Below are 23,209 nucleotides of genomic sequence, written 5' to 3'. Positions count from 1 at the left end.
GGAGGGGAACAGATGAATAAATATAAATTAAGCGCTTTCACGGCTGTGGTAGCTGGCGCGATGACGCTTGCAGCTTGCGGCGGCGGAGAAGAAGCAGGATCCGGCGGCGGTGAGGGCGGCGGAGAAGGCCTTGAATCGAATATCGTGACAATCGCAACGGGCGGGGCATCCGGCCCTTATAACATCATCGGCTCAACGCTTGCCGATGTCTACAGCAATGAATACGGCGTCAACTCCCGCACACAGACAACCGGCGCATCCGTTGAAAACGTTAACTTGATGAAGGAAGACAAAATCGAAATGGCCTTCACGATGAGCGACGTTGTCAGCCAGGCCGTCAACGGGGAAGAAAGTTTCACGGAACCGACAGACAAAATCAACCAGATCGCGGCATTATACCCGAACTATGTGCAAATCGTGACGACGGAGGATTCCGGCATCGAAACTTTCGATGACCTTGTCGGCAAACGCATTGCAGTCGGCGACCAGAACTCCGGAGTCGAAGTCAATGCCCGCACACTTCTTGAAGGGCATGGCATCACATATGACGACATCCAAGTCGATTACCTTGGCTACGCAGAAGCGGCAGACGGCTTGCGTGCCGGGCAATTGGACGCGGCGTTCTTGACGAGCGGCTTGCCGAACGCTTCACTTCTGGAGCTTTCCGAAACACTCGATATCCGCATGGTGTCAATCGACCCTGCCGATGTGGAGGAAATTGCACAGGACAAGAGCTATTTCGTCGCGCTTGATATCCCAGCAGACACGTATGGAAATGAAGAAGCGGTTCCGACTGCAGCGATCATGAATGCTTTGGTCGTCCGTTCCGATATGAGCGAGGACGATGTCTACAAATTGACACAGACGTTCTTCGACAACCTGGAAACACTCGGGAATTCCCACCAGGCAGCAACCGACATCACGCTTGAAAAAGCGCAGGAAGGCCTAGTGGCGCCATTGCACCCAGGCGCTGAACGCTACTATAGTGAACAATAAAAAGCTTTTGGGGGGAGGAGCATTCATTGCGGTGCTCCTTTTTTTCCTGCTGATAAAACTGCCGGTCATTGCCTTTGAAACAGATGGCGAGCGGTTTTATTTGAAGGAAGAGGCATTCGAATTATCGTGGATCCATTCGGTCGAAAAAGAGGAATGGCGCGAATACTACGAACGGGATGGGCAGATGCTTCGGCTGACGGAAACCCATTTCAGGACATTCGGGGCAGGGGTTCCGTCAGATGGCACGATTTTGCCGTCGGATGACGGATTTGTCCATATGCGGATCGACCGGGAATTCGAGGAACTGAATTTAACGGTATCGGAAAACGCCCAGACCATGATCCGTGCCGGCGGGCGGGAAATGCCGCTATACAGCTTAGCTGAAGATTACGGCACGTTCCGCATTTCGGTCGAGTACATTCATTTATGGAATTATGTAGGAGGGAAGACATTATGACCAAAGATAACCGGGATTTGGATGTCGAGAGCGTATCGGCACATCCCGAAGATAAAAACGTCAACCAGGAAGTGCTGGAGAAATACGATGTGGATGCGAAAGTCCGTAAACTGCGCAGCCGCAATATCGTTTTCGCCATCGCGGCCATCGCCATCGCTTATTCCCTTTATCACCTTTGGGTGACATTCAATCCGCTGCCTGCGCTTCAGGCGCGCTCGATTCACGTAGCGGTCGGGATGGGGCTTGTGTTCCTCGTCTATCCGGCATTCAAGAAGCAGGACAAGACACGCATCCCGTTCTATGACTGGATATTGTTCTTATTCAGTTTGGCCACTGCCGGGTATTTGATCTACGAATACGAAGCGATCATGACGACGCGCGGCGGGATTCCGAACACGCTCGACATTATCATGGCCATCGCGACCGTCGTCCTGGTTCTCGAAGCGGCACGCCGTGTCACCGGCATCATCTTGCCGATTCTCGCGCTCGTGTTCCTCGTCTATCCGTTCATCAGCCATAATTTGTGGATGCCGGATATGCTCATGACACGGCCGTTTGACCTCGGCGATATTTTCGGCCAGCTGTATTTGAAGACGGAAGGTTTGTATTCGACGGCGATTTCCGCCTCCTTGCAATTCATCTTCCTGTTCATCTTGTTTGGCGCCTTCCTTGCGAAATCGGGAATGGGCCAATTGTTTAACGACTTGGCGATGGCACTTGCCGGATCCAAGCAGGGCGGCCCGGCGAAAGTCGCGGTCATCTCGTCTGGCTTTATGGGCAGCATCAATGGCTCCGCGATCGCAAACGTTGTCGGAACCGGTGCGTTCACGATTCCCTTAATGAAAAAAATCGGCTACCACCGGAACTTTGCAGGTGCCGTCGAAGCGAGTGCTTCGGTCGGCGGGCAAATCCTGCCGCCGATCATGGGCGCCAGTGCCTTTATCATGGCAGAAACGACAGGCATCGCTTATGGCACGATTGCGCTCGCTGCACTGTTGCCAGCGGTCCTGTATTTCCTCGGCGTCATCATGCAAGTCCATTTCCGCGCCGGCAAAGATAGCCTACGCGGTATTCCGAAAGCTGACTTGCCGCGCACGAAAGAAGTATTGAAAGAAAAAGGGCATTTGCTATTGCCGATCGTAGGGCTTGTGTTCATGCTCTACACCGGCATGCCGATCGCTTATGCCGCTTTCTACACAATCGTCCTGACAGTCGTCGTCGCGGCGTTCCGCAAATCGACGCGCATGGGCGTTCGCGATATCCTCGAAGCGCTTGAAAACGGCGCGCGCCAATCACTTTCCGTCATGATCGCCTGTGCGGTCGTTGGGATCATCATCGGCGTCGTCAGCCTGACAAGCTTCGGAACGGTCATGACGTCTGCCATTACGGCATTCGGTGCAGGATCGCTGTTCTGGACTTTGTTCCTGACGATGCTTGCATCGATTGTGCTTGGCATGGGCTTGCCGTCCATTCCGGCATACATCATCACAGCGACCATGACAGCACCGGCACTTGCCGAGTTCGGCATCCCGGTTCTCGTCGCGCATTTGTTCGTGTTCTACTTCGGGATTTTCGCAAACATCACGCCTCCTGTTGCACTGGCCGCCTTTGCGGGGGCTGGTGTGGCGGGAGGGGATCCGATGCGAACCGGCTTCAATGCCTTGAAGCTTGCCATCGCCGGGTTCATCATTCCGTACCTGTTTGTCTATAATCCAGCGATGCTGATGATCGATACGACGGATGTGGCGGTCAACGCGACAGAATTCGCCTTGCCGCCGATAATTGAGATCGTCATGATCACGGTGACGGCGATTATCGGAATCATCGCACTCAGTGCTGCGGTGGAAGGCTATTTCCAGACACGCATGAATGTCGTGACGCGAATCCTGCTTGGTGCCGGGGCATTGATGACAATTGTTCCCGAAACTTTGACGGACACGATCGGCCTAATCATCGTGCTCGGCATCTTCGCTTTGAATTACATGAATGCACGCAAGAAAAACCAGTCGCCAAATGCGGCCTGAAGAATGAAATGAAACCGCCAGGAAATTTCCTGGCGGTTTCATTTTTTTATCCGGAATCCAAATACAATGAAAATGGATGCCTTCATTTTAAAGGTTTGACCAAGTTGCAGTTCCGTCATCTTCATCAAATTCAATGATGACATCCGTGACATTCTTGATGTTCTCTTTCAGTTTCTCTTCGATATAATCCCGGATTTCGTCTGCTTCTTCAATCGTCATCGACGGATCGACTTCGACCCTGATTTCAATATGCAGGCTATCCCCTTCTTTAATGGCATACAGATCCTGGATGTCCCTAATTTGTGGATGTTCCATGATCCTTGCGCCGATTCGTGCTTGCAAACCAAGATCCGCTACACCCAGTACGCCGGCCGCATTGTCCAAGAAAATACGGCCGACGACGACAATGAGTGCGATCCCGATCAGGATGGAAGCATAGCCGGTCGCGCTATGGAAAGGCGTATAGGTGGAGACCACAATGGCCAACAAGGCCAATAGGGCACCACCGACTGCTACATTATCTTCCAAAAAGACCAGCTTGGTGGCCGGATTCGCCTCTTTGGCATGGCGGTAGCTCGCGGGAATGATCTTAAAGCCGCTCACTTCCTCTTTCGGCAAGTGGGCGGTGATTTCTTTCATGGCTTTATAAAGAACAATGGCTTCGAGTATCGCTGCCGCTCCCAAGACACCAACATTAAGCCAGAACCAGTCCTCGGAATGGGCGGCATTTGAAATGTGGTGGATTCCTTCCACGATCGTTTCGTAAGCGAGCACCCCGACTACAAGGACTGCGCCCAGTAGCACCAAGTTCACTAAACGCCCGAATCCGCCAGGAAAACGTTCGGTCGGCTGCTTCTTGCTGAGGGCAGAGCCGATAAAGACGAAAAACTGGTTAGCGGCATCGCCGAAGCTATGCATCATTTCTGCAAACATCGCAACATTGCCGGTGATGAGGTAAGCAGCAGTTTTAATGATTGCGACAATCGTATTCACAATAGCTGCCCAAAGAGCGAATTTGGTCCCGAATTTCAACAAGCTGATAAATTCTTTCATAACTTTTCCTTCTTTCCAGAAAATTGATAAGTATATGTAATTTGTTTCCCTTAATTTCAGTCGCAAAACTTTGAAAGAAAGCAGGGCCGGGCGAATTTTACCCTTCCTGTGTATAATGGAGCTAAAAAAGCATATTTTTCGAATGTGTCCATTATTTGGGCGACAGGAATCAATTCAATAGCTGATCAAGCAGCAAGGAGGACGGATATGGGGAAAAGCCTTCTGTTTTCAAATGTTTTGGTAGTGGATGAGGATGGTGTAGAGCGGATAGATGTGCTGACCGCAGATGGGCGTATCGAAAAAATGGGGCATGGGCTCGTGGCTAAGGATGCGCAAGCCTTTGATGGGCGCGGCAAAATCCTGATGCCGGGGTTCATCGATATCCATGTGCACGGGGCGAACGGGTTCGATGTGATGGATGCGGACGCTGCGGCGCTGTCGGGCATCGCGCAAGCTTTGCCGAAAGAAGGGGTGACGGCGTTTGTTGCGACAACGATGACGCAAACCGAAGGACGCATCGCACATGCTGTCGAAACGGCAGGGAAGTATAGAAGCGCGGACGGCGAAGCGGAATTGCTCGGGATCCATCTCGAAGGGCCGTTTCTGTCTCCGGAACAGGCGGGTGCACAAAATCCCGAACATTTCCTGAAACCTGAGCTTGATTTATTCAACCATTGGCAAGTGCTGGGCGGCGGCCATATCCGCATCGTCACCTTGGCGCCCGAGCTCGAAGGGGCGGATAAATTTATCGCGGGACTCGAAGCGTCGGGGGTGATCGCCTCCATCGGGCATTCGGCGGCGACTTATGAACAAGCGGTCGCCTCGAACGCGCAGCATGTGACGCATCTATTCAATCAAATGACGGCGTTCCATCACCGCGAACCGGGCGTGGTGGGGGCAGCGATGCTGGATTCACGTTTCCGCGTCGAGTTGATCGCGGATTTGATCCATAGCCATCCAGCGGCGGTGAAACTGGCGTATCAACAGATCGGTGCGGGGCGGTTGATCCTGATTACCGATGCGATGCGCGCCAAAGGCCTTGGCTATGGCAATTATGATCTCGGCGGCCAGACCGTGGTGGTCGATGAAACGGGGGCAAGAATCCAGACGGGGAGGCTCGCCGGAAGTGTATTGACGATGGATCGGGCTCTCAGGAATGTCCGCGATTTGGCGCAATGCAGTTTGCCGGAACTCGCACAGATGAGTTCCGGAAATGCCGCAGCGGCACTCGGGCTTCACGGTAAAGGGAAGATTGCGCGCGGAATGGATGCCGACCTCGTGCTGATGACGGAAGCGCTGGAAGTGGAATTGACTGTATGCCGTGGGGAGATCGCTTTTTCGGCAAATTAAAATGCCTGGATGAACAATCCAGGCATTCTTTTGGTTACTGAGCGGTTAATTCGCTTTCTGTAACCCATTTATGGTTGCTGACTGACTCTCCGGTTTCGGTATTTTCGAAATCGACCATATAGACGGTCGTTTCTTCAGCACTGTCGACTGCTGCACTTGCGCCTTCCATGCCTTCCATATGGTCAGCCGCGAGCGTCACGGCATCGCCTTCAGTGTAAGGGGCATCTTGCGCATCTTCAAGTTCTTCATGAATCACCCATTTATGGTTTTCGACAGGTGCCCCTCCGTCTGTCGGCGTGTAGCTGACGCTGTAGGCAGTCGTGTCGTATGCACCGGCGATGGTCGCTGTGGCACCATCCATTCCCGGCATATGGTCTGCTTGAATGGTCGCCGTATCCCCAACGGCATAGGTTGGATTATCGGCTTCCATCAACTCGTCTGGCACTTCGCCATCGCTCGAGTGGTCCATGCCTTCATGGCCATCGCTTTCTTCGCGCTCTTCTGGGTCATCGATCTCTTCGAGCACTTCACCTGCTTCGTTGGTCGTTTCGGCTTGTTCTTCGGGAGCGGATGAATTATCAGCTTCCTCGCCTCCGCACGCGGCAAGTGTCAGGGCTGCTGCGAGTGATGCGCTGCCCATCATGAGTTTTTTCCTAATCATGCAATTCCCTCATTTCCTGAAAATCTTGTTCTACTTGCCACATACCCGATACGTGGCGGAGTATGTATTTTGTGACAAAGATGCATCATTTTGCGCAATTAGTTGACCTTTTATGCGGACCATGAAACTATAGAAATAGCACAACAGAGAGGAAGATCGAGCGATGAAAAAGAACTGGTTATGGCCGGTCATGGCAGCCGGGCTGTTCATTTCAGCTTGCAGCGCAGAAACGGCTCAACAGGAAACAGAAGATCCAACCGACACGGCAACTGAATCCGCTGAAGAAACCGAAACCGCTTCGGCTGTGGATAGTGCAGCCATGGAGCTTGAAGTCCCGTTTGACGGCGTGATGGACCATGTCCATGGCATGGGTTATATCGAAGAAAACGGCGGATTGTATTTCGCTTCGCATCATGGATTGAAAGTGCACCGCGACGGAAAGTGGACGGAAATCGAAGATCAATACCATGATTTCATGGGCTTTAATGCGACAGCAACCGGTTTTGTGTCATCAGGGCATCCTGATATGCAATCCGGCATGCAAAATCCGCTCGGCATCAAACGCAGCGATGATGGGGGAGAAACTTTCGAAGACCTCGGATTTGAAGGAGAAACGGATTTTCATGAAATGGCAGTCGGCTACAATACGAATAATTTATTCGTCTTCAATCCGCAGGCGAATTCCGAAATGGAAACCGGCTTCCACCGCAGCGACGATGCCGGAGAGACCTGGCAGCAGACAGCAGCAGAAGGGCTTGACGGGAAAGTGACCTATCTTGCGATGCATCCCGACGATTCGATGATGATCGCAGCAGCGTCGAACCAGGGAATCTTCTTGTCTGAAGATGGCGGCGAGAGCTTCACGCGCATCACGGAAGGTGAACTCGGAACGGCCGCATTCTTCAGTGAAGACGCGCTTTATTATGGCACGTACAGTGAACAGGCAAAACTGGTGAAACGCGACTTGTCAGGCGAGGAGCAGGAGATTTCCTTGCCGGAGATGACGGAAGACGGAGTTGTCTATGTTGCGCAGCATCCGGAAAATCCGGAGCAGTTGGCGATTTACACCGTCAAGGGCCATGCGTGGCAAACACAGGATGCCGGTGAAAACTGGACACAAATCTTGAATGCGGGGCAAGTGCAGTAAGCAGTAATGAGTGAATACCTTATCTAGTGGAAGCCTAGCATGACAAACGATCAACACCCGCCCTCAAATCTGAGGGCGGGTGTTTTTTACGTCAGCAAAGCTTTTCCGGAAATTGAGCGTGCGCAATGGATGCCACTTGCGGCGACGCCGATCGTGCCGCCGCCCGGGAAGATATGGTCGCCAGTTAAATACAGCCCGGGCAACCCGCTATGATGCGAAATGGACTTGAACAATGCCGCATCCAAAGTCTGCGCGAAGCCGCCCACATAGCCGTTCGGACGTCCGGTATAATGCTGCCAGGCGAGCGGGGCGCCGCTTTCGACATGGACGATCGCCGAACGGAATCCTGGGATATGCTGCTCGATCAAGTGCAGCATGCGTTCCGACAGTTCTGTGCGCATCGCTTCGTAATCTTCCTGCGACTGCCAATAGCCCGGCTTCGAGTGCGTCGAAATGGTCACCGTCTGGAAGCCTTTGGGAGCGCGCAACCGGTCATCCATCCGCGAGGCCGACATGAAGAAATGATGCCCTTCGTCCATAGCCGCACCGCTCGAAAGCTGGCGGAACTCGGGAAGGGGTTCTGCCAGTTTCTCTGCGTCGATCGCCAAATACAAAGTCAAGGTCGTCCAGGTTTCGGTGCCGATGCCTTCTCGCAGCGGGCGCTTCAGTCGGCGGTGATGATCGACCGGCAATAGCTCGGTCAATAACTGGATCGGCGCATTGAAGACGACGGCGTCCGCTTCGTAGGAATTGCCGCGATGGTCGCTGGCATGCCAGACGCCTTCTTGATACTCGAGCGTCTGGACGGTGCGCGGCTTTTTCACTTTGCCGCCGTTTTCCTTGATGCTGTCCGCCATCAATTCCGCAAAACGGTACAAGCCGCCCGGGACGTAATAAGCGCCTTCATGGTAAATGTCGAGCGCCACTGCCGCGAGCAGATACGAGACATCTTCCGTTGTCGTCTGCATGCTGTCGATCAACAGCCCATCGAGCACATGGCGGAACGCATCGAGTTCGTCGAGGCCGTGCTTTTTCAACACGTCGCCGAGCGTCAGGTAGAATTTCGGCAGCAGGCGCAAGTGAACCGGGCGTAAAGCTTTCACGAGCGCCGCCCATTCCCGCGCATTGGCTGGCGGCAGCGCAGGCAGCGGCCCCATTAATGTGCGGGTGATGCGCGCCGTGCGGTATAGTTCCGCATAGAACGATAGGATGGCGGTTTTATGCTCTGGAAAATGATTAGCAAGTTCCCGCACATGTGTCCTGCGGTCTTTATGGAAAACGAAAGTTCCTGTAGGGTGGACCATTTCCATCACCCGCTCGAGCGGTTCGAGTTCCATTTGCTTTCCGAGATGGCGGAATACGCGTTCATGGATGCCGCCGGGTTCGAGTCCCATGCCGAGGGTGGCGCCGACCGGGAATAGGTACGGGTGGCGCTTATATTTTCCGGCGCAGCCGCCGAGTTCAACTGCGGCTTCGAGCACGGTCACTTCATAGCCTTCTTTTGCCAGCAAGGAGCCGGCCGTCAATCCGCCGATGCCGGCGCCGACGACCAATATGCGTTTTGTCATCATTTCCCCTCATTTCTCCCATGAAAAAACGCCCGGCAGATCAGCCGGACGCATCTTGCTTATGCCACTTGTCTGCAAGCTTCTGCGCATTTCATGCAAGCTTCCGCGCATTTCTGGCAATGGTCATGGTCATGTTTTTTGCATTCGTTTCCGCATGCTTCGCAAATCTCCGCACATACTTTCGCGAGTTGTGAGACAAACGGCGAGTTGCGTTCAATGGCTTGTGCCAAATAGGCACACATGTCTGCGCATTCGCGGTCGAGCCGGATGCACTCGGCCATCATTTTCACATCCTCTTCCTTCAGGCAAGCATCGAAACAATGGTTGCACGCCACCATGCATTCATGGAGCGTCTTGGACAGTTCTGCGTGTTGTGCATGTTCTACCATTCCGTAAAACCTCCTATAAGAATTATGGTCATTCGCTTATTCCTTGGATTTCCCGCCTGACAGGAAAATAAACAATGGCGAGTGGATTCTATACGGTTTTGCGCAGTCCCGGCTTTTGTTCGAGTTCTTTCATGCGTTTGCGGAATTCTTCTTCCGACAGCTCCCCGCGCGAAAAGCGTTCCTTCAATAATTGCGCTTCGTGGTGGGGAGGCGGCAATTGATGCGGTTTATGGCGAATGAAAAACAGCACGAGGCACAGGATGATGAGCACGACCATCAAAGCGACGAGGACAATAAAGAGCCTGAACATAAGCGTTCACTCCGTTCGCTTTACTTTCTTCTAGTTTACTCCATTAGACTGAAAATTGCGTCTATTTTAGCCGTAAAATTAACTTCTTGAAAGATGCAGGATATGCTACGCTTATGGATATTTCAGGAAAGGGGGGAGCAGGATGTTTGTCCATGGTATAGATAAGGATTTATCATTGAAATTAGTGGAGATGCGGGATGCGGAACGGATTTTTGAACTGACCGACCGTTCGAGGGATGCATTGAAGGAATGGCTGCCGTGGCTGGATCATACGAAAACTGTCGAGGATACGAAAAGCTTCATCCAGTCTGGCGCCGAAAATTTCGCGCTTGGCAAAAGCCTTAATTGCGCAATCATCTACCGCGGCGAACTGGCAGGAATCGCCGGCTTCAACGAAATCAATGAAGCGAAGCAGACCGCCTATATCGGCTATTGGCTGGATACGCAATACCAGGGAAAAGGCATCATGACGCGTGTCGCAAAGGCACTGACGGATTATGCCTTATTGGAGCGCGGACTCAATAAAGTTGAAATCCGCGCAGCGGTCGGCAACCGGAAAAGCCGCAACATCCCGAGCCGCCTCGGGTTTACGGAAGAAGGCGTAATCCGACATGCGGAATGGCTCTATGACCATTTCGTTGACCACGCTGTCTACGGCATGCTGAAATCGGAATGGGGTTCTGTGAAAAGCCAGTGAACTTGGTGAGCGGCCAAAACAGTTTTTTTACGCAATGTTTCCCCACAGCCTGCCTCTTTTAGTAAAATAAGAAGGAAACTAGAAATACAGGAGGAATACTATTATGAAGCATTTTCTACTCGGCCTTCTCGTATCGGGCCTTATCGCGCTCATCGCTTTCCTGGCGGATGACTGGTCACTATTGTTCCCGATTGCGGGCGCAGTCGCCGTCATCGCGCTAGTCTGGGCAGTCATCTCGTCCGTGACAGCAGGCAAGCAAGTGAAATCTTCATTCAACACGAGCTCGGAACGCCGCCGGGCACAGCAGGCGCGCAACGCCAAAGTGAAAAACCTCGTGCTGTTCGCCTTGCCGAACCTGGTCTTGGCGCTCGTCGGATTGTTCATACTTTCTTAAAGGAAAGAGGGGGATGTCATGCTCAGCTACTATAGTTCGTTATCCGCGGAAGTGTACGATCTCGATAAACCGATCGGCAAATCGTTCGGCGATGTGGAGTTCTACAGAGAGCGGCTCGCCGGGAATGAAGGGCGTATTTTAGAACCCGCTACAGGGACCGGCCGGTTGCTCGTGCCGCTCTTAGAGGACGGCCTTCACATCGAGGGCTTCGACAGTTCGTCCGAAATGCTTGATATTTGCCGCGCCCATTGCAAAGAACGCGGTTTGCATCCGAAATTATTCGAAGCGGATATGGAAACCTTCCGCATCGATGTCGAATACGATGCCATCATCTTGCCGGCAGGGACCTTCCAGCTGCTGGCAGGACGTGAACAGGCGATTAAAGCCTTGAAGAATTTCCGCAAACATCTGGCACCGGGCGGCCGATTGCTAGTCGATTTGTACGTCCCGCAAGGCTTCGAGATCGACCGGCCGAGAACACGCACCTGGCAGACGAAAGCCGGCGAAGTGATCACGCTCGAGAGCAAGACCGTCGAAGTCGATTGGATCAAGCAATGTTCCGTGTCGCATAACCGCTATGAGAAATGGCAAGGCGGCAAGCTGATCCAGACCGAACTCGAACGCTTCCCGATGCGCTGGTACGGCGTCGAGGAATTCAAGCTTCTGCTCGGCAGCCAAGGCTTCGAGGACATCATCGTCTCGTCCAATTACGAATACGGGCAATACCCGAAAGACGCTCAGCATGCCGTCACCTTTGAAGCAATCGCACATATTTGAAGATCAAAAGCTGTTCGGGGAAAAATCCGGACAGCTTTTTGCATGCCCGAAAATTCATATCTGACTGGCTGATGGCGTTTCATTCCACTCATGAGAGAATCCGGAACGAAACTTTAGTTTCAAGCGGTGGTTAGATTCGGGGCTGTTTCGGGTAAACTCGTAAAGGCCTGCAAGACATATCGCCATAATAGGGACGATCACTGGAAACATCTATAAAAGCGAAGCTTCCAGGCGGAAATAAAAGGAGGATAGAGCATGATTACAATATATAAATCCTCTGTTGGCGGGGCCCTGCAAACAATTGATGCCTTCGAAAAGAATTGCTGGATCAATATGGTGGCACCTTCAAAAGAGGAAATCAGGGAAATAGCGGAACGCTGCAATATCCCGATTGAATTTTTGGATGATCCATTGGATTTAGAAGAAAGCGCACGGATTGAATATGACGAAGAGACAAATTGCACATTGATCATTAACGACCTTCCGATTGTCGATGACAACAGCCCGCAGCTCGACTCTTATCTTACGATCCCCATCGGCATCATTTTAGGGGGAGACTTTATCGTCACCATTTGCAGCCAGGCGACGAACTCCATAGAAAACGTCATCAGGAAAAACGTGAACACCTCGATGAAAAACCGTTTTGCGCTCGAAGTGCTATTGTCGATTTCCACCCAATACATACTGAATCTGAAGAAACTGAACAGGCAGCGCCTCAAGGTCGAAAGCAATTTGAAGGATTCCTTAACGAACAAGCAACTCTATAAGATCATGGAGATCGAGAAAAGCTTGGTCTACTTCCTGACGTCCTTGAAAGCGAATGGGGATGTCATCACGAAGCTATTCCGCACCCCTTCCGTGAAATTGTATGAAGAGGACAAGGATTTGTTGGAAGATGTGAAAATTGAAAACACCCAGGGAATTGAAACGACCGAGTTATATACAAGGATCCTGGACAGCATCACGGGATCGTATTCTTCGCTCATATCGAATGAATTGAACAATACGATGAAAACCTTGACCCTTTTCACGGTATTCCTGACTCTTCCGACCTTGATCTTCAGCTTTTTCGGCATGAATGTCGCCTTGCCGATTTCCGGGGAGCAGCCTGGTTCGTGGATTACGACACTGGTCCTGTCCGCCATTTTGATGCTTGTGATCGCGGTTTCTCTATGGAAAAGAAGAATATTCTGATTTCATATAGTATTTTCCGAAGCTTATCGCTCGCTTTCCGCGGGCGGGAATCGAGCCTCCTCGTCACTAAAAACGTTGCTCAACTCTCACTACATTCAAGCATCGCAAATGAATGTGCTTAGCGAAGCTTCGCTCATTCATTGCCTGCGGGGTCTCTCAAACCCTTCGCTTCGCTGCTCCCGCAGGAGTCGAGCGAACGCTTCTCCAAATGCTGAGATAGTTCATTGGTTTTTGATTGCCAAAAAGGTGATTCCCTTTTCGATTCATAGCGGATCATGGACCTCTTCAACACGCTAAAAAACGCCTGGAGATAAATCCAGGCGTTTTTTTATATGCTTTTTAACAGGGATTCAGCAATGAAAATTAGAGGGTTAGTGGCGGGCGGGGCGAATGTATATACTAACAATCGACAGTGCGGATGTATGCCGCTTGCTATTGCTGCTGCCTTGGCCATGAGAATTCATCGTCAAAAAAGGAGTGTAGAACATGGAGGAAAAAGAAGTGATTCCGTTCCAATCGTCCCCGGTACGCCCGATTTTCGAGAAGTTTTCGACTGCGCGCGATGTGTCGCTCGTCTACGGCGACCCAATCGAGATGCAAGGCAGGACCATCATTCCAGTCGCGCGAATCCGGTATAGCGTCGGGGCGGGTGCTGGCGGCGGCTATGAGCGGGAAGACAAAGACGTGGAATCGGCAGGCTTCGAAGAGTTCGAAGGCGGCCACGGGGAAGGGGCAGGCGGATCGTTCTCAGTCAAACCCATCGGCATCTACGACGTGACGGCGGAAAAAACCGTCTACCGGCCCATTGTCCCGATTGAGCTCATCGTGATGCTGCCGCTTATGATGACCGGCCTTGGGTTTTTGATGGCATCGAGCCAGAACAAAAGCAAAGGCGGCAAGCACAAGAAGCGCATGCAAGCCGGGAAACGCTGCGAGAAAAAAGGGAAAGGCAAGAAAATGAAAGGCATGGGGCATAGCGGCTGAAGTGAAACGAGATGTTGAGTATTGCGAAAACCACCTGGGGATTGATCTCCAGGTGGTTTTTTTTTGAGCTAATGCAGTCTTCTAATTCGTGCCAAGTAATTGAATAATCGGCGATTCGGAAGAAATTATATCCAATTGATGTTCCATACAGGCGAAAGAGAAATGCTGGTAGCTGATTTCTTCTTGTCTTTCCCGTTGCTTCAAATTCGTCCGGTTCTCCAAATAAGTGAGAAGATCAGACTGTTGATAAATACGAAAAGCATGTGCTGTGTCAGAGTCAGACATTCTTGTGAAATCTTCGGAAGTTACGGAATACGTGGCATATGAACGGAAATCAATATGCCATCTATCCACTGTGCCGGGAAGGTTCAAGAGCAAGTCTGTTTCATTCTTGCTGCCGCGTATAGAAATACGCAATGCTGTTCCTGGCAGTCTCGTTTCTGCAAAACTCTCAAAGGCTATAAAGTAATCTTTTCGTGACAGCAACCCTGAATCTTTCATTATCTCCTCCTTTCGTTACACTTTCAGCGTAGGGAAAGTCGCGAATAGCCGACTTGAAGCGAAAAACAAAAGGGCCGGGGGTAGTAGTGTAAATAGTGACAATACGCCAGCCAATGAAAACAGCATGGCAGGGACAAAGCGGTTCATCTTAATCGTCAATAAACCGCCGGCACTTAATAGAGAAGCTGCGATGAGCAAATAGAAAGGATAAAAGAGCAGCTGTGTTGCAACTTCTACTACATCTGTAGCAAACACTTGTGAGTTAGTCTGCGCTTCTGGGCGCGTCATTTCACGTTGTACTTTTGGATCGTTCTGGAACAACTCGGTCAATTGGTTTTGGACAAACCGGCTATCATCGAGCGACAAGATTAAAAAACCCACTATTCCTGAACCTATCAGCAGTAGCAGCAGAGACGTAACTCCCAGTTTGGCAGGAGTAAATGATTTTGTGATTGAAATGAGTAGCCCTCCTTTAAACAATCGATATTTGATTAGTTCGTGGTATTTATAGGAAATCCTTCCAATTAACCCGAAAAAAACAACCAAAAACTCCATGAGCTTTTGGTTGCTTTATCAAACCGTTTTTGAGGACACCAGCAAAAATTTCACTGCCTGGTCGGTCAAGTTGAACCAATAATGCTTTTGGCTGGCCTCGAACATCGTCGAATCGCCGGGGCCGAGCGTCGAGCGTTCGCCTGCAACTTCGACGGTCAATTCGCCCTCGACCACAAACAGGAATTCGTATCCACTATGGGCGAAGGGATTGCCTTCGCTGTCGCCAGGGTGCAAAGTGACGAGCACCGGGACGAAATTCGCTTCTTGCACGCCTTGCGTCAGGTCCTTGTAATAAAAGCGCTCCAGCCGCGCTGTCCAATCACTATCTTCTTGTTCCGTAAAAAAGACGCTTGGGTCGACATGGAGCGCATCGGCGATTTTCCGGAGCGATTCCAAGGTGACGCTCGATTTGCCGCGTTCCACTTGGGACAGGAAACTGATGGAGACGCCTGTTTCTTGCGCCAATTGTTTCAATGTCAGCTTGCGCTCTTTGCGCAGCTTTTTTAAAGTCGTGCCGATGGATGGATCAGCCATAACGGATTCCTCACTTTTTTCTACATGCTCCTTTAATCATACAGCAGGCTGCGGAACAGGGGCAAACTATGCCAAAATTAATTTCATTATCATATTGACAGAAAATTGATAGTTATCTAAACTATTCCCAGGGAGAAATTAAAGTGTCACTTCAATTTTATAACTCAAAGGGGGAAATCAGTTTGGATAAGAAAACAACACGCCGCGTCCTGACGGCGAGTCTTGTGGGGAGCTCGATCGAATGGTTCGATTATTTCCTGTACGGGACAATGGCTGCACTGGTCTTTAACCAATTATTTTTCGTCAATGAAGATCCGACCGTCGGCTTGATGCTGGCGTATGCTTCATTTGCGCTGGCCTTCTTCATCCGCCCGTTCGGCGGCATCATCTTCAGCCATATCGGCGACCGCATCGGCCGCAAGAAAACCTTGGTCATCACGCTCAGCTTGATGGGAATCGCTACGTTCGGCATGGGCTTGTTGCCGACATACCAGGCAATCGGCATCTGGGCACCGATCCTGTTGATCACGCTGCGCCTCGTCCAGGGGCTTGGCATCGGCGGTGAATGGGGCGGTGCGCTGTTGCTTGCGACCGAGTATGCCCCGCCTGAAAAACGCGGCTTGTTCGGAAGCATCCCGCAGATGGGCGTTACCATCGGGCTCGTCCTCGGAACGCTTGCTTTATGGATCATGACCTTGCTTCCGAACGATGCCTTCATGACTTGGGGATGGCGCGTGCCGTTCATCTTGAGCGCATTGCTCGTCGTGTTCGGCCTATGGATCCGCAAAGGCGTCGACGAAACGCCGGAATTCAAGGCGGTCCAGGAATCGGGTGACATCCCGAAAGTGCCGATCGTCGAAACCTTGAAATACCACTGGCGTGAAGTATTGATCGCCATCGGGGCGAAAGTGGTCGAAACGGCACCATTCTACATTTTCGGGACGTTCATCGTTTCCTATGCAACGACCAATCTCGGCTTTTCCCGCACGGCGACGCTCGGTGCAGTCATGGTCGCAACCATCATCACGACGATCCTGATCCCGGTGATGGGCTCGCTATCTGACCGTGTCGGCCGTAAAAAATTGTATATCATGGGAGCGACAGCGATGGCTCTATTCGCGTTCCCTTATTTCTGGATGATCCACCAAGGCTCGGTCTTTATGCTGGTCCTTGCGACGATCATCGGCCTCGGCGTCATTTGGGCACCGATCACCGCCGTCCTCGGCACGATGTTCTCTGAAATCTTCGATGCTAAAGTGCGCTATACGGGTGTCACGCTCGGCTACCAAATCGGTGCCGCGCTTGCAGGCGGTACGGCACCGCTAGTCGCGACGGCGCTTCTTGCGCGCTTCGACAACTCGTATGTGCCGGTAGCGGTCTACATCATCTTCACCGCTTTGATTTCGCTCGTTTCGATTTGGGCAGTCAAAGACCTGAAACAACAACAAGCGGCGCATCCAGCCGCCACCATAGCAAAAGAGAGCCGCGCATAAGCGGCTCTTTTTTTAGGAGGCCTTTATGAAAATCATCAACGAACAGCAAATCCAGCAAAGTTACAAAATGAGCGACGCGATCGGGGACGTCACCGCCTTGCTTCACGCCAAGCAGCAAGGAAAGATCGACAACCCGCACCGCACTGTCATCGATTTTCCCGAACGCCAGGCATCTGCCTTGTACATGCCGAGTGCCGATAAACAGGAAGAACTCGCCGGCGTCAAAGTGGTGACCATTTTTCCGGACAATCCGAAACAAGGCAAGCCGACGACACAAGGAGTGATTTTATTATCCGATGCGACAAATGGCGAACACGTCGCGATGATGACGGCCTCGTATTTGACGCGGCTGCGGACGGGCGCGCTCAGTGCCATCGCGACCGATCATCTTGCACGGGAAAACAGCCGTGTGCTCGCGGTCATCGGAACCGGTGCCATGGCGTTCGAGCAAGTGCTTGGCGTGCTGGAAGTCCGGGACATCGAAACGATTCTATTGTTCAACCGGACAGGGGAAAAAGCCGTGCGCTTTAAAGAACAACTGGAAGCGTTCGGCGTCCAGCCGCAAATCGAAGTCGCAGCGAGCGCCAAACAAGCCGTCGAATCCGCGGACATCGTTGCTTGTGCGACGCGCTCGACAGAACCGGTATTCGATGGCAATGACTTGAAACCGGGCACGCATATCAACGGCGTCGGCTCTTATTTGCCGCATATGCGCGAGATGGACGAAACGACCATTGCGCGTGCGGGCAAAATTGTCGCGGACGATCTTGCGGGCGTCCAGGACGAGGCAGGGGAACTGATCCATGCCGCAAATTCGGGTAATTGGTCATTCGAGCAGATCCATGCAGAACTGACGGAACTTGCTTCGGGCCGGCGTGCCGGGCGCGAGTCGAGTGAAGAAATCACGTTCTTCAAATGTGTCGGCGCTGCGTATTTCGATTTAGCCGTCGCAAAAGGCGTCTACCGGAAAGCGCAGGAAGCGGGACTCGGAACCGCTGTCGAACTATAATTTCCCAAACAGATAAAAACCGCCCGGTGACAGCATTCCTGGGCGGTTTTTATCTATTCTGTTGAAAAATAAAAAATACCTCCCGTCGTATAGGTTTCCCATCGCCATTATAGAGATATATCTATATAGAAGAGGAGGAGAAAGCAATGAAGAAAATCTTGATGTCGGCAAGTGTATTTCTATTGGTTTTAGCAATCATAGCGATCGCTGTATTGTCCAGCGAATTATCGAAAGAACAGCAGAAGCAGGCCAAACCGGCGCCGGCCGAGCAAACGACGAGCCAGGAAACGGCCGGGGTCGAGTTCAATCCGCCATCCATTGAAGATGTGCCGGACGGGCCCGACAAAGAAGCCATCCTGCGGGGCCATGAATTGCTCAATAATACTTCGGAAGTGCTGCGTTCGGAAGCGGCTTCAGTCGAAGATGGCTAGGCTGCGGTCAATGAATTGTCTTGCAGCAGCTGCCATGCAGGGGCCGGGCTTGAAAAAGATTCTTCACCGCTCGTCGGGGTGACAGCTATCTATCCGGAGTATATCAGCCGGTCAGACGAAATGGTCACCATGGAAGAGCGGATCAATGGCTGCATGGTCCGCAGCATGAACGGGGAACCGTTCGCTGAAGATGATGAAGATCTGGATGCCATGGTTGCCTACTTGACGTATATCTCGGAAGGCATCCCGGTCAATGCGGACTTGGAGTGGCGCAAGATCAACACGATGGAAGATGTGCCGACGCCGGATGTAGCCAATGGCGAAGAATTATTCCAGCAAAGCTGCATAGCTTGCCATGCGCAGGATGGTTCAGGCACCGGGTCGAATACTGGACCGGCCCTATGGGGAGATGGTTCATTCAATGACGGCGCCGGCCTTGCGCGCATGTCCAATATGGCTGGCTATATCCAGAACAATATGCCTAAAGGCAACGAGAAATCCCTGAGCGATCAGGAAGCCGCCGACTTGGCAGCTTTCGTCCTGTCACAGGACCGCCCGGAATTCGACAAGCATGACAGTGACTGGCCAGGCGGAGGGCGACCGAGCGACGCCATGACGAAAGAGCGCCGGGATGCGGTAAAAGACGGCACCATCAACTGGGATGAAGTGTTGGGCAATACGAAAGGAATCAGCGAATAAGCTGGCAGGCTGGAAAGTCAGCCGGACGGCAAAAAGAAGGATTCCGATTGGGGCCTTCTTTTTTTATGCGATGAAAAGAGCAGGAATCTCAGCGGCTGTCTTCCAGGAGTGAAGTGATGAGATGAAGCGAATCCCATTCGCCTCTTGATAATGTGGTGATGGGGTAGGTTTTCGGCAGTAACCGGTCGCGGATCTCTTTTGCCCCGTAGCCCTGCTGCCGGAGGGCGAATGCGTCTTGCTGGATGCCCAGCAAATAATCCCGTTTCCGTTCGAGCGCCTGGCGCCCGCCTTCCACAAAGCCCGCATGGCTGCAGAAGACATCTCCGAAATCATAGCGCAACACCCGTTCGAGCGAAGTGATGAGTTGGGGAATGTTCTCTTCAGCCAACACGACTTTCGTGCGTTCATTGACGAATAAATCCCCGGTAAACATTTGCCCGGTGTCCCGGTTGAAGAATGCTTGATGGTCATGCGCATGGCCTGGCGTAGCGATGACGTCCCAGGTGGCGTTGCGGGAAGTGAAGCTATCAGGCAGCGCGTTGGCATGGAACGGTTTCCGCTTGCCCCAGAACAGCTTCCTGTACAGCGGATAATCCGCCGCCTGTGCGCAGGCATCGATGGTCTTGCCGCTCAGGTAAATCGGGGTGTTGCGGGTTCTTTCAATATGGGCGGCATTCCCTGAATGATCTTCGTGGTAATGGGTAAGCACGACCTGGTCGAAATCGGCGCGGTCGATAAACGGTTCGAAATACTTGCGCAAGGAACGGGCGCCCGTGTCGATCAGGACGCCATCCGCCAAATAGCTGTAAACATTCAAGGAAATCCCCCGGAATTGGATGGTGCCGTTGAGATAGGAAACCTTATTCTTTTCACCGGCTTCCGCCCGCTTCTTTAACATTTTGAAGCCCTCCATTCACTGATTATCCATCTGCTGTCTATATAGCCATCTTACTAGAAAAACCGGAATAAATGAATGGGTATTCAGTAAAACAAGCGCAGCCGAAAAATTGCTGCTGGGTGATTTATAAATCAATCAATGAAATATTATCTTAAAATTCTGAATTCATGTTATGATGGGTACATAAGAGATGGCTGATGGCGATTATAAGTTTGCAAGAAAAGGAGGCGTGATTCAGGGCGGCCATTCAATTCTTTGCAAAGAGAGCGATGGATAAACCAAGTAAATCAAAGGAGGAATTCAAATGACCGAGGAATCGTGGCTTCCTACACTAAAAACGGAAACACCCGAAGAAGGCTACAAATTAGCAGTGAAACTGGCGCGTAAAGCTGTCGGGATGACCCAGCCGGATGAGAGTGTACGGAAAAAACTGCGTCCGGTATACGCCAATAACGCAGACAGTTTAACGTTTGCGTCCCAAGTGGTGGCCATTCATTTCCAAACGGTGGCAGCTGCCAATAATTACTGGAATAATTAATTCCATACAGCTCCTGAAAATAAGTTAATTCATGCCAAATCAAAAGAGACGGAACCCAAGGGATGGGTTTCGTCTCTTTTGTGTGGCCTTCATGTTTCCAATGGCGAACCAGGATATTACGCCTCCAAACCGTGTAGGAGCTTCGCCGATTCCAGGCGATTCCTCACCGAGATGCCGATCCACGCAGCAAGCACGGCTTTGATGACGCCGACGAGAACGAATGGCGCGAAACCGCCCATGAAGGCGCCGGTCCAGGAAAGTTCAGCGAAGATCTTCAGCCAAACCGTCCCGAATCCCAGCGCCACGAACATGCCGAGGATATTGGCGATGACGGCGTTCATGACCGTAAAGCCCACCTTCTCGAGGTAATAGCCGATGACGAATGCGGTCGGGATGAACCCGAACAAATAGCCGCCCGTCGGCCCGAACAGACTGCCCAAGCCACCTGACATTTGCGCGAATACCGGAATTCCGGCGGCGCCGATTGCCAGATACACCAAGATGGACAGTGTGCCATAGCGCGCGCCCAAAATCGTGGCGGCAAGCCCGATCGCCAAGGTCTGGCCGGTAATCGGCACGAGCGGCAAGGGAATGGTGACTTGAGCGAGTATGCCGATAATGGCCGCGAACAAAGCCGTCACGATCATCATCCGCAGTTTTTTGTTTGAGTGATTCATGGAAAAAACGCCCCTTCTTTTTTGGTTAACAAATTTATTAAATAAGTTAACTCAATAATATATGAACGTTCGAGAAGGTGTCAATAAGCTTTTTGAAAAGATCCAAAAGATAGGAAGGCAGATAAAAACCGCCCCAGGAGGCGGTTTATGAGAAGATGGCTTAGTCAGCGTAGCGCGGGGAATTTCAGCCGGGCAAGCCGGCTTTAGAGCGTTTTGATGACTTCTGCCGGATTGCCGCCGACGACGGTGTTTGCCGGAACGTCTTTGACGACGACCGCACCGGAGGCGATGACGGCATTATCGCCGATCGTGACCCCCGGGTTGATGACCGCCCGCCCGCCGATCCAGACATTATCGCCGATGCGCACCCCTTTGCCGTATTCGACGCCGCTCAGCCGCTGTTCGATATCGAGCGGGTGGGTCGCCGTATAGATATGGACACCAGGCCCCACCAGGCAATTGTCGCCGATGCGGATATCGCAGACGTCGAGGAACACACAGTCGAAATTGGCGAAGAAATTATGCCCGACGTGGATATTGTAGCCGTAGTCACAGCGGAAATTCGGCTCGATATACAGATGGTCGCCGCTCGAGCCGAGCAATTGGCTCATGAAACGCTTGCGTTCCTGGCCGTCGGTCTCCATCGATTTATTGAACAACCGCAATAGCCGCTTGGCATTCACGCGTTCGCGCACCAATACCGGATCGTCCGCCCGGTAAAGCGCGCCCGCCAACATTTTGTCTTTTTCCGTATTCATCCAAATCCCTCTTTCCCGATTAAGTTAAAATCCAAATAGCCGCCTCGCGATAAAGGCGAATGCCGCGACCGCGGTGATGAATGCCGCGACGAAAAATGCCACGGCATAGGACACGAGGTTGCCCGGCAGCACCGCTTCGCCGATTTCAAAGAAATAGAACTGGATCGCGACCGGTTCCGTGGCATGGCGCATCAGCCACACTTGGACGCCTTTGACGGCAAATAGGATGCTGATGGCCATCAGGACCGAAAACGCAGTCCAGCGAATGCCTTTCCACATAGAACTGCCTCCAATATTCATGATATGGATATTATAACAGAGAAGAAAAACCGCCCGTAATGAAGTTTTCAAATTCTTAGGAAAATTTACACGCAATTAACGGGAAAAACTTTATAATGGAGGAAAGGGGTGGAACACATGAAAACAATAAACCGAACGATTCAATTGAATAAGGGCCAGGCGATCAACTACAGCCTTGTCCTGAACCAGGACCAGACGAGAAAACTCGCGATTTTCCTGCCGGGCATCGGCTATACGGCGAAAAGCCCGTTATTCCATTATACGGAGCGGCTGCTCGTGGAACAGGAGTACGATATCCTGCGCATTAATTACGACTACACGAATCCTTTATACGACGAGTACACGATGGCGGAAATCGACGAAGCGGTGAAACACGACGTCAAGCAAGTGATTGACCAAGTATTGAAAGGCAGCCTCTATGAAAAATTCTTCCTCGTCGCGAAGTCGCTCGGCACGATCGCGCTCGCAAGCGAACTCGGGCGCAAGAAATTCAAAGGCGCGAAAACCGTCTGGCTGACGCCTCTCATCAAGCACGAGGATGTCTTCTTGGCAATGAAAGAGTGCCCGAATCCTGCGCTGGGCTTTATCGGCGATAAGGACCATTACTTCGACCGCAGCCGGATGGAGGAACTCCAGGCCAACAGCCGCCTGGATTCGCATGTGTTAAAAGACGTCAACCATGGCATGGATTTCATCGGCGACCCGCTGAAATCGATCGACATCCTGAAAGACGTCATCACGGACATCCAAGCCTTCTCGAAAAAGAGCATCGAACACGCTTAATGGACTGCCGCCTTCGAGGCGGTTTTTCCATG

Annotated in this window: 28 protein-coding genes; 16 read left to right on the top strand and 12 right to left on the bottom strand. The window is 51.8% G+C overall.

The window, feature by feature from the left end; all coding sequences use genetic code 11:
• Positions 1–12 precede the first annotated feature (12 nt).
• The 3 genes from DP119_RS11320 to DP119_RS11310 are packed head-to-tail and all read left to right on the top strand — an operon-like array spanning position 13 to position 3,477.
• Positions 13–996 carry a TAXI family TRAP transporter solute-binding subunit gene (locus tag DP119_RS11320; RefSeq protein ID WP_112233277.1) on the top strand — a complete coding sequence of 328 codons (984 nt, stop codon included), beginning with the start codon at positions 13–15 and terminating at the stop codon, positions 994–996.
• Between the two features lie 31 nt (positions 997–1,027).
• Positions 1,028–1,453, top strand: a complete 426-nt coding sequence (locus DP119_RS11315; protein ID WP_240616428.1) for a DUF1850 domain-containing protein — start codon at positions 1,028–1,030, stop codon at positions 1,451–1,453.
• Complete coding sequence (locus DP119_RS11310) at positions 1,423–3,477, top strand: TRAP transporter permease (RefSeq protein WP_420812304.1); 2,055 nt, start codon at positions 1,423–1,425, stop codon at positions 3,475–3,477. The genes DP119_RS11315 and DP119_RS11310 overlap by 31 nt, the downstream gene beginning before the upstream one ends.
• 87 nt (positions 3,478–3,564) lie before the next feature.
• Here the strand turns inward: DP119_RS11310 and DP119_RS11305 are convergent, their stop codons facing one another.
• A complete protein-coding gene (locus tag DP119_RS11305) occupies positions 3,565–4,530 on the bottom strand; it encodes a cation diffusion facilitator family transporter (protein WP_112233276.1) in 966 nt (321 codons plus the stop codon).
• A gap of 207 nt (positions 4,531–4,737) precedes the next feature.
• Here DP119_RS11305 and nagA point away from each other — a divergent pair, with 207 nt between their 5' ends.
• A complete protein-coding gene (gene nagA, locus DP119_RS11300; protein ID WP_112233275.1) occupies positions 4,738–5,880 on the top strand; it encodes an N-acetylglucosamine-6-phosphate deacetylase in 1,143 nt (380 codons plus the stop codon).
• A gap of 34 nt (positions 5,881–5,914) precedes the next feature.
• Here the strand turns inward: nagA and DP119_RS11295 are convergent, their stop codons facing one another.
• The gene (locus DP119_RS11295; protein WP_112233274.1) at positions 5,915–6,541 is read right to left on the bottom strand and encodes a YdhK family protein; all 627 of its coding nucleotides are present in this window, start codon (positions 6,539–6,541) and stop codon (positions 5,915–5,917) included.
• Between the two features lie 163 nt (positions 6,542–6,704).
• Here DP119_RS11295 and DP119_RS11290 point away from each other — a divergent pair, with 163 nt between their 5' ends.
• The gene (locus DP119_RS11290) at positions 6,705–7,688 is read left to right on the top strand and encodes a F510_1955 family glycosylhydrolase (protein ID WP_112233273.1); all 984 of its coding nucleotides are present in this window, start codon (positions 6,705–6,707) and stop codon (positions 7,686–7,688) included.
• Between the two features lie 86 nt (positions 7,689–7,774).
• Here the strand turns inward: DP119_RS11290 and DP119_RS11285 are convergent, their stop codons facing one another.
• The 3 genes from DP119_RS11285 to DP119_RS11275 form a co-directional block, all read right to left on the bottom strand.
• On the bottom strand, positions 7,775–9,256 hold the full coding sequence (locus DP119_RS11285) for a phytoene desaturase family protein (RefSeq protein ID WP_112233272.1): 1,482 nt from the start codon (positions 9,254–9,256) through the stop codon (positions 7,775–7,777).
• A 59-nt stretch (positions 9,257–9,315) separates the two neighbouring features.
• Entirely contained in the window at positions 9,316–9,645 is a 330-nt protein-coding gene (locus tag DP119_RS11280) for a four-helix bundle copper-binding protein (protein WP_112233271.1), read from the bottom strand.
• Between the two features lie 88 nt (positions 9,646–9,733).
• Entirely contained in the window at positions 9,734–9,955 is a 222-nt protein-coding gene (locus tag DP119_RS11275) for an SHOCT domain-containing protein (protein ID WP_112233270.1), read from the bottom strand.
• A 142-nt stretch (positions 9,956–10,097) separates the two neighbouring features.
• Here DP119_RS11275 and DP119_RS11270 point away from each other — a divergent pair, with 142 nt between their 5' ends.
• From DP119_RS11270 to DP119_RS11250, 5 genes are all read left to right on the top strand, one after another.
• Positions 10,098–10,652, top strand: coding sequence for a GNAT family N-acetyltransferase (locus DP119_RS11270; RefSeq protein ID WP_112233269.1), 555 nt, complete (start codon positions 10,098–10,100; stop codon positions 10,650–10,652).
• A gap of 103 nt (positions 10,653–10,755) precedes the next feature.
• Positions 10,756–11,046 (top strand): DUF5316 family protein, encoded by a 291-nt coding sequence (locus tag DP119_RS11265; protein ID WP_112233268.1) that lies wholly within the window; start codon positions 10,756–10,758, stop codon positions 11,044–11,046.
• A gap of 18 nt (positions 11,047–11,064) precedes the next feature.
• On the top strand, positions 11,065–11,823 hold the full coding sequence (locus tag DP119_RS11260) for a class I SAM-dependent methyltransferase (RefSeq protein WP_112233267.1): 759 nt from the start codon (positions 11,065–11,067) through the stop codon (positions 11,821–11,823).
• A 255-nt stretch (positions 11,824–12,078) separates the two neighbouring features.
• Positions 12,079–13,017, top strand: a complete 939-nt coding sequence (locus DP119_RS11255; protein WP_112233266.1) for a magnesium transporter CorA family protein — start codon at positions 12,079–12,081, stop codon at positions 13,015–13,017.
• Between the two features lie 486 nt (positions 13,018–13,503).
• Complete coding sequence (locus DP119_RS11250) at positions 13,504–14,001, top strand: spore germination protein GerW family protein (RefSeq protein WP_112233265.1); 498 nt, start codon at positions 13,504–13,506, stop codon at positions 13,999–14,001.
• An 81-nt stretch (positions 14,002–14,082) separates the two neighbouring features.
• Here DP119_RS11250 and DP119_RS11245 read toward each other — a convergent pair whose 3' ends face one another.
• From DP119_RS11245 to DP119_RS11235, 3 genes are read right to left on the bottom strand one after another with little or no spacing between them, the layout of a single operon-like run.
• Positions 14,083–14,502 carry a hypothetical protein gene (locus DP119_RS11245; RefSeq protein WP_112233264.1) on the bottom strand — a complete coding sequence of 140 codons (420 nt, stop codon included), beginning with the start codon at positions 14,500–14,502 and terminating at the stop codon, positions 14,083–14,085.
• Between the two features lie 15 nt (positions 14,503–14,517).
• On the bottom strand, positions 14,518–15,057 hold the full coding sequence (locus DP119_RS11240) for a DUF4064 domain-containing protein (RefSeq protein ID WP_112233263.1): 540 nt from the start codon (positions 15,055–15,057) through the stop codon (positions 14,518–14,520).
• An 18-nt stretch (positions 15,058–15,075) separates the two neighbouring features.
• Complete coding sequence (locus tag DP119_RS11235) at positions 15,076–15,591, bottom strand: helix-turn-helix domain-containing protein (RefSeq protein WP_112233262.1); 516 nt, start codon at positions 15,589–15,591, stop codon at positions 15,076–15,078.
• Between the two features lie 182 nt (positions 15,592–15,773).
• Between DP119_RS11235 and DP119_RS11230 the strand changes: the two genes are divergently transcribed.
• The 4 genes from DP119_RS11230 to DP119_RS11220 all read left to right on the top strand — a co-directional run bounded on the left by DP119_RS11230 (position 15,774) and on the right by DP119_RS11220 (position 19,223).
• Positions 15,774–17,084, top strand: a complete 1,311-nt coding sequence (locus DP119_RS11230; RefSeq protein ID WP_112233261.1) for an MFS transporter — start codon at positions 15,774–15,776, stop codon at positions 17,082–17,084.
• A 25-nt stretch (positions 17,085–17,109) separates the two neighbouring features.
• Positions 17,110–18,093, top strand: a complete 984-nt coding sequence (locus DP119_RS11225) for an ornithine cyclodeaminase family protein (RefSeq protein ID WP_112233260.1) — start codon at positions 17,110–17,112, stop codon at positions 18,091–18,093.
• Positions 18,094–18,239: 146 nt separating this feature from the next.
• Positions 18,240–18,524 carry a hypothetical protein gene (locus DP119_RS16000; RefSeq protein WP_240616427.1) on the top strand — a complete coding sequence of 95 codons (285 nt, stop codon included), beginning with the start codon at positions 18,240–18,242 and terminating at the stop codon, positions 18,522–18,524.
• Positions 18,525–18,539: 15 nt separating this feature from the next.
• The gene (locus tag DP119_RS11220; protein ID WP_240616426.1) at positions 18,540–19,223 is read left to right on the top strand and encodes a c-type cytochrome; all 684 of its coding nucleotides are present in this window, start codon (positions 18,540–18,542) and stop codon (positions 19,221–19,223) included.
• An 88-nt stretch (positions 19,224–19,311) separates the two neighbouring features.
• Here DP119_RS11220 and DP119_RS11215 read toward each other — a convergent pair whose 3' ends face one another.
• Positions 19,312–20,121 carry an MBL fold metallo-hydrolase gene (locus tag DP119_RS11215; RefSeq protein ID WP_420812303.1) on the bottom strand — a complete coding sequence of 270 codons (810 nt, stop codon included), beginning with the start codon at positions 20,119–20,121 and terminating at the stop codon, positions 19,312–19,314.
• A 304-nt stretch (positions 20,122–20,425) separates the two neighbouring features.
• Between DP119_RS11215 and DP119_RS11210 the strand changes: the two genes are divergently transcribed.
• On the top strand, positions 20,426–20,659 hold the full coding sequence (locus DP119_RS11210; protein WP_112233258.1) for a hexameric tyrosine-coordinated heme protein: 234 nt from the start codon (positions 20,426–20,428) through the stop codon (positions 20,657–20,659).
• A 116-nt stretch (positions 20,660–20,775) separates the two neighbouring features.
• Here the strand turns inward: DP119_RS11210 and DP119_RS11205 are convergent, their stop codons facing one another.
• The 3 genes from DP119_RS11205 to DP119_RS11190 form a co-directional block, all read right to left on the bottom strand.
• Positions 20,776–21,336 (bottom strand): biotin transporter BioY, encoded by a 561-nt coding sequence (locus tag DP119_RS11205; protein WP_112233257.1) that lies wholly within the window; start codon positions 21,334–21,336, stop codon positions 20,776–20,778.
• 203 nt (positions 21,337–21,539) lie between these two features.
• Positions 21,540–22,094 carry a maltose acetyltransferase domain-containing protein gene (locus DP119_RS11195; RefSeq protein ID WP_112233255.1) on the bottom strand — a complete coding sequence of 185 codons (555 nt, stop codon included), beginning with the start codon at positions 22,092–22,094 and terminating at the stop codon, positions 21,540–21,542.
• A 24-nt stretch (positions 22,095–22,118) separates the two neighbouring features.
• Complete coding sequence (locus DP119_RS11190; RefSeq protein WP_112233254.1) at positions 22,119–22,373, bottom strand: hypothetical protein; 255 nt, start codon at positions 22,371–22,373, stop codon at positions 22,119–22,121.
• Between the two features lie 138 nt (positions 22,374–22,511).
• Here DP119_RS11190 and DP119_RS11185 point away from each other — a divergent pair, with 138 nt between their 5' ends.
• The gene (locus DP119_RS11185; protein ID WP_112233253.1) at positions 22,512–23,177 is read left to right on the top strand and encodes an alpha/beta family hydrolase; all 666 of its coding nucleotides are present in this window, start codon (positions 22,512–22,514) and stop codon (positions 23,175–23,177) included.
• The last annotated feature ends 32 nt before the right edge of the window (positions 23,178–23,209 follow it).

Source organism: Planococcus maitriensis, assembly GCF_003289925.1.
Lineage (GTDB): Bacteria > Bacillota > Bacilli > Bacillales_A > Planococcaceae > Planococcus > Planococcus maitriensis.
Note: the sequence above shows the minus strand (reverse complement) of the source record. Positions and strands in the feature narration are given on the sequence as shown.

What these genes read in the sequence shown, in the direction of transcription:
- DP119_RS11270 (WP_112233269.1), top strand. Translation starts at nt 10,098, where the DNA reads ATGTTTGTCCATGGTATAGATAAGGATTTATCATTGAAATTAGTGGAG.
- DP119_RS11210 (WP_112233258.1), top strand. Translation starts at nt 20,426, where the DNA reads ATGACCGAGGAATCGTGGCTTCCTACACTAAAAACGGAAACACCCGAA.
- DP119_RS11240 (WP_112233263.1), bottom strand. Translation starts at nt 15,057, where the DNA reads ATGGAGTTTTTGGTTGTTTTTTTCGGGTTAATTGGAAGGATTTCCTAT.
- DP119_RS11260 (WP_112233267.1), top strand. Translation starts at nt 11,065, where the DNA reads ATGCTCAGCTACTATAGTTCGTTATCCGCGGAAGTGTACGATCTCGAT.
- DP119_RS11265 (WP_112233268.1), top strand. Translation starts at nt 10,756, where the DNA reads ATGAAGCATTTTCTACTCGGCCTTCTCGTATCGGGCCTTATCGCGCTC.
- DP119_RS11285 (WP_112233272.1), bottom strand. Translation starts at nt 9,256, where the DNA reads ATGACAAAACGCATATTGGTCGTCGGCGCCGGCATCGGCGGATTGACG.
- DP119_RS11280 (WP_112233271.1), bottom strand. Translation starts at nt 9,645, where the DNA reads ATGGTAGAACATGCACAACACGCAGAACTGTCCAAGACGCTCCATGAA.
- DP119_RS11295 (WP_112233274.1), bottom strand. Translation starts at nt 6,541, where the DNA reads ATGATTAGGAAAAAACTCATGATGGGCAGCGCATCACTCGCAGCAGCC.
- DP119_RS11185 (WP_112233253.1), top strand. Translation starts at nt 22,512, where the DNA reads ATGAAAACAATAAACCGAACGATTCAATTGAATAAGGGCCAGGCGATC.
- DP119_RS11195 (WP_112233255.1), bottom strand. Translation starts at nt 22,094, where the DNA reads ATGAATACGGAAAAAGACAAAATGTTGGCGGGCGCGCTTTACCGGGCG.
- nagA (WP_112233275.1), top strand. Translation starts at nt 4,738, where the DNA reads ATGGGGAAAAGCCTTCTGTTTTCAAATGTTTTGGTAGTGGATGAGGAT.
- DP119_RS11255 (WP_112233266.1), top strand. Translation starts at nt 12,079, where the DNA reads ATGATTACAATATATAAATCCTCTGTTGGCGGGGCCCTGCAAACAATT.
- DP119_RS16000 (WP_240616427.1), top strand. Translation starts at nt 18,240, where the DNA reads ATGAAGAAAATCTTGATGTCGGCAAGTGTATTTCTATTGGTTTTAGCA.
- DP119_RS11275 (WP_112233270.1), bottom strand. Translation starts at nt 9,955, where the DNA reads ATGTTCAGGCTCTTTATTGTCCTCGTCGCTTTGATGGTCGTGCTCATC.
- DP119_RS11320 (WP_112233277.1), top strand. Translation starts at nt 13, where the DNA reads ATGAATAAATATAAATTAAGCGCTTTCACGGCTGTGGTAGCTGGCGCG.
- DP119_RS11225 (WP_112233260.1), top strand. Translation starts at nt 17,110, where the DNA reads ATGAAAATCATCAACGAACAGCAAATCCAGCAAAGTTACAAAATGAGC.
- DP119_RS11215 (WP_420812303.1), bottom strand. Translation starts at nt 20,121, where the DNA reads ATGTTAAAGAAGCGGGCGGAAGCCGGTGAAAAGAATAAGGTTTCCTAT.
- DP119_RS11245 (WP_112233264.1), bottom strand. Translation starts at nt 14,502, where the DNA reads ATGAAAGATTCAGGGTTGCTGTCACGAAAAGATTACTTTATAGCCTTT.
- DP119_RS11235 (WP_112233262.1), bottom strand. Translation starts at nt 15,591, where the DNA reads ATGGCTGATCCATCCATCGGCACGACTTTAAAAAAGCTGCGCAAAGAG.
- DP119_RS11305 (WP_112233276.1), bottom strand. Translation starts at nt 4,530, where the DNA reads ATGAAAGAATTTATCAGCTTGTTGAAATTCGGGACCAAATTCGCTCTT.
- DP119_RS11250 (WP_112233265.1), top strand. Translation starts at nt 13,504, where the DNA reads ATGGAGGAAAAAGAAGTGATTCCGTTCCAATCGTCCCCGGTACGCCCG.
- DP119_RS11190 (WP_112233254.1), bottom strand. Translation starts at nt 22,373, where the DNA reads ATGTGGAAAGGCATTCGCTGGACTGCGTTTTCGGTCCTGATGGCCATC.
- DP119_RS11205 (WP_112233257.1), bottom strand. Translation starts at nt 21,336, where the DNA reads ATGAATCACTCAAACAAAAAACTGCGGATGATGATCGTGACGGCTTTG.
- DP119_RS11310 (WP_420812304.1), top strand. Translation starts at nt 1,423, where the DNA reads ATGGAATTATGTAGGAGGGAAGACATTATGACCAAAGATAACCGGGAT.
- DP119_RS11290 (WP_112233273.1), top strand. Translation starts at nt 6,705, where the DNA reads ATGAAAAAGAACTGGTTATGGCCGGTCATGGCAGCCGGGCTGTTCATT.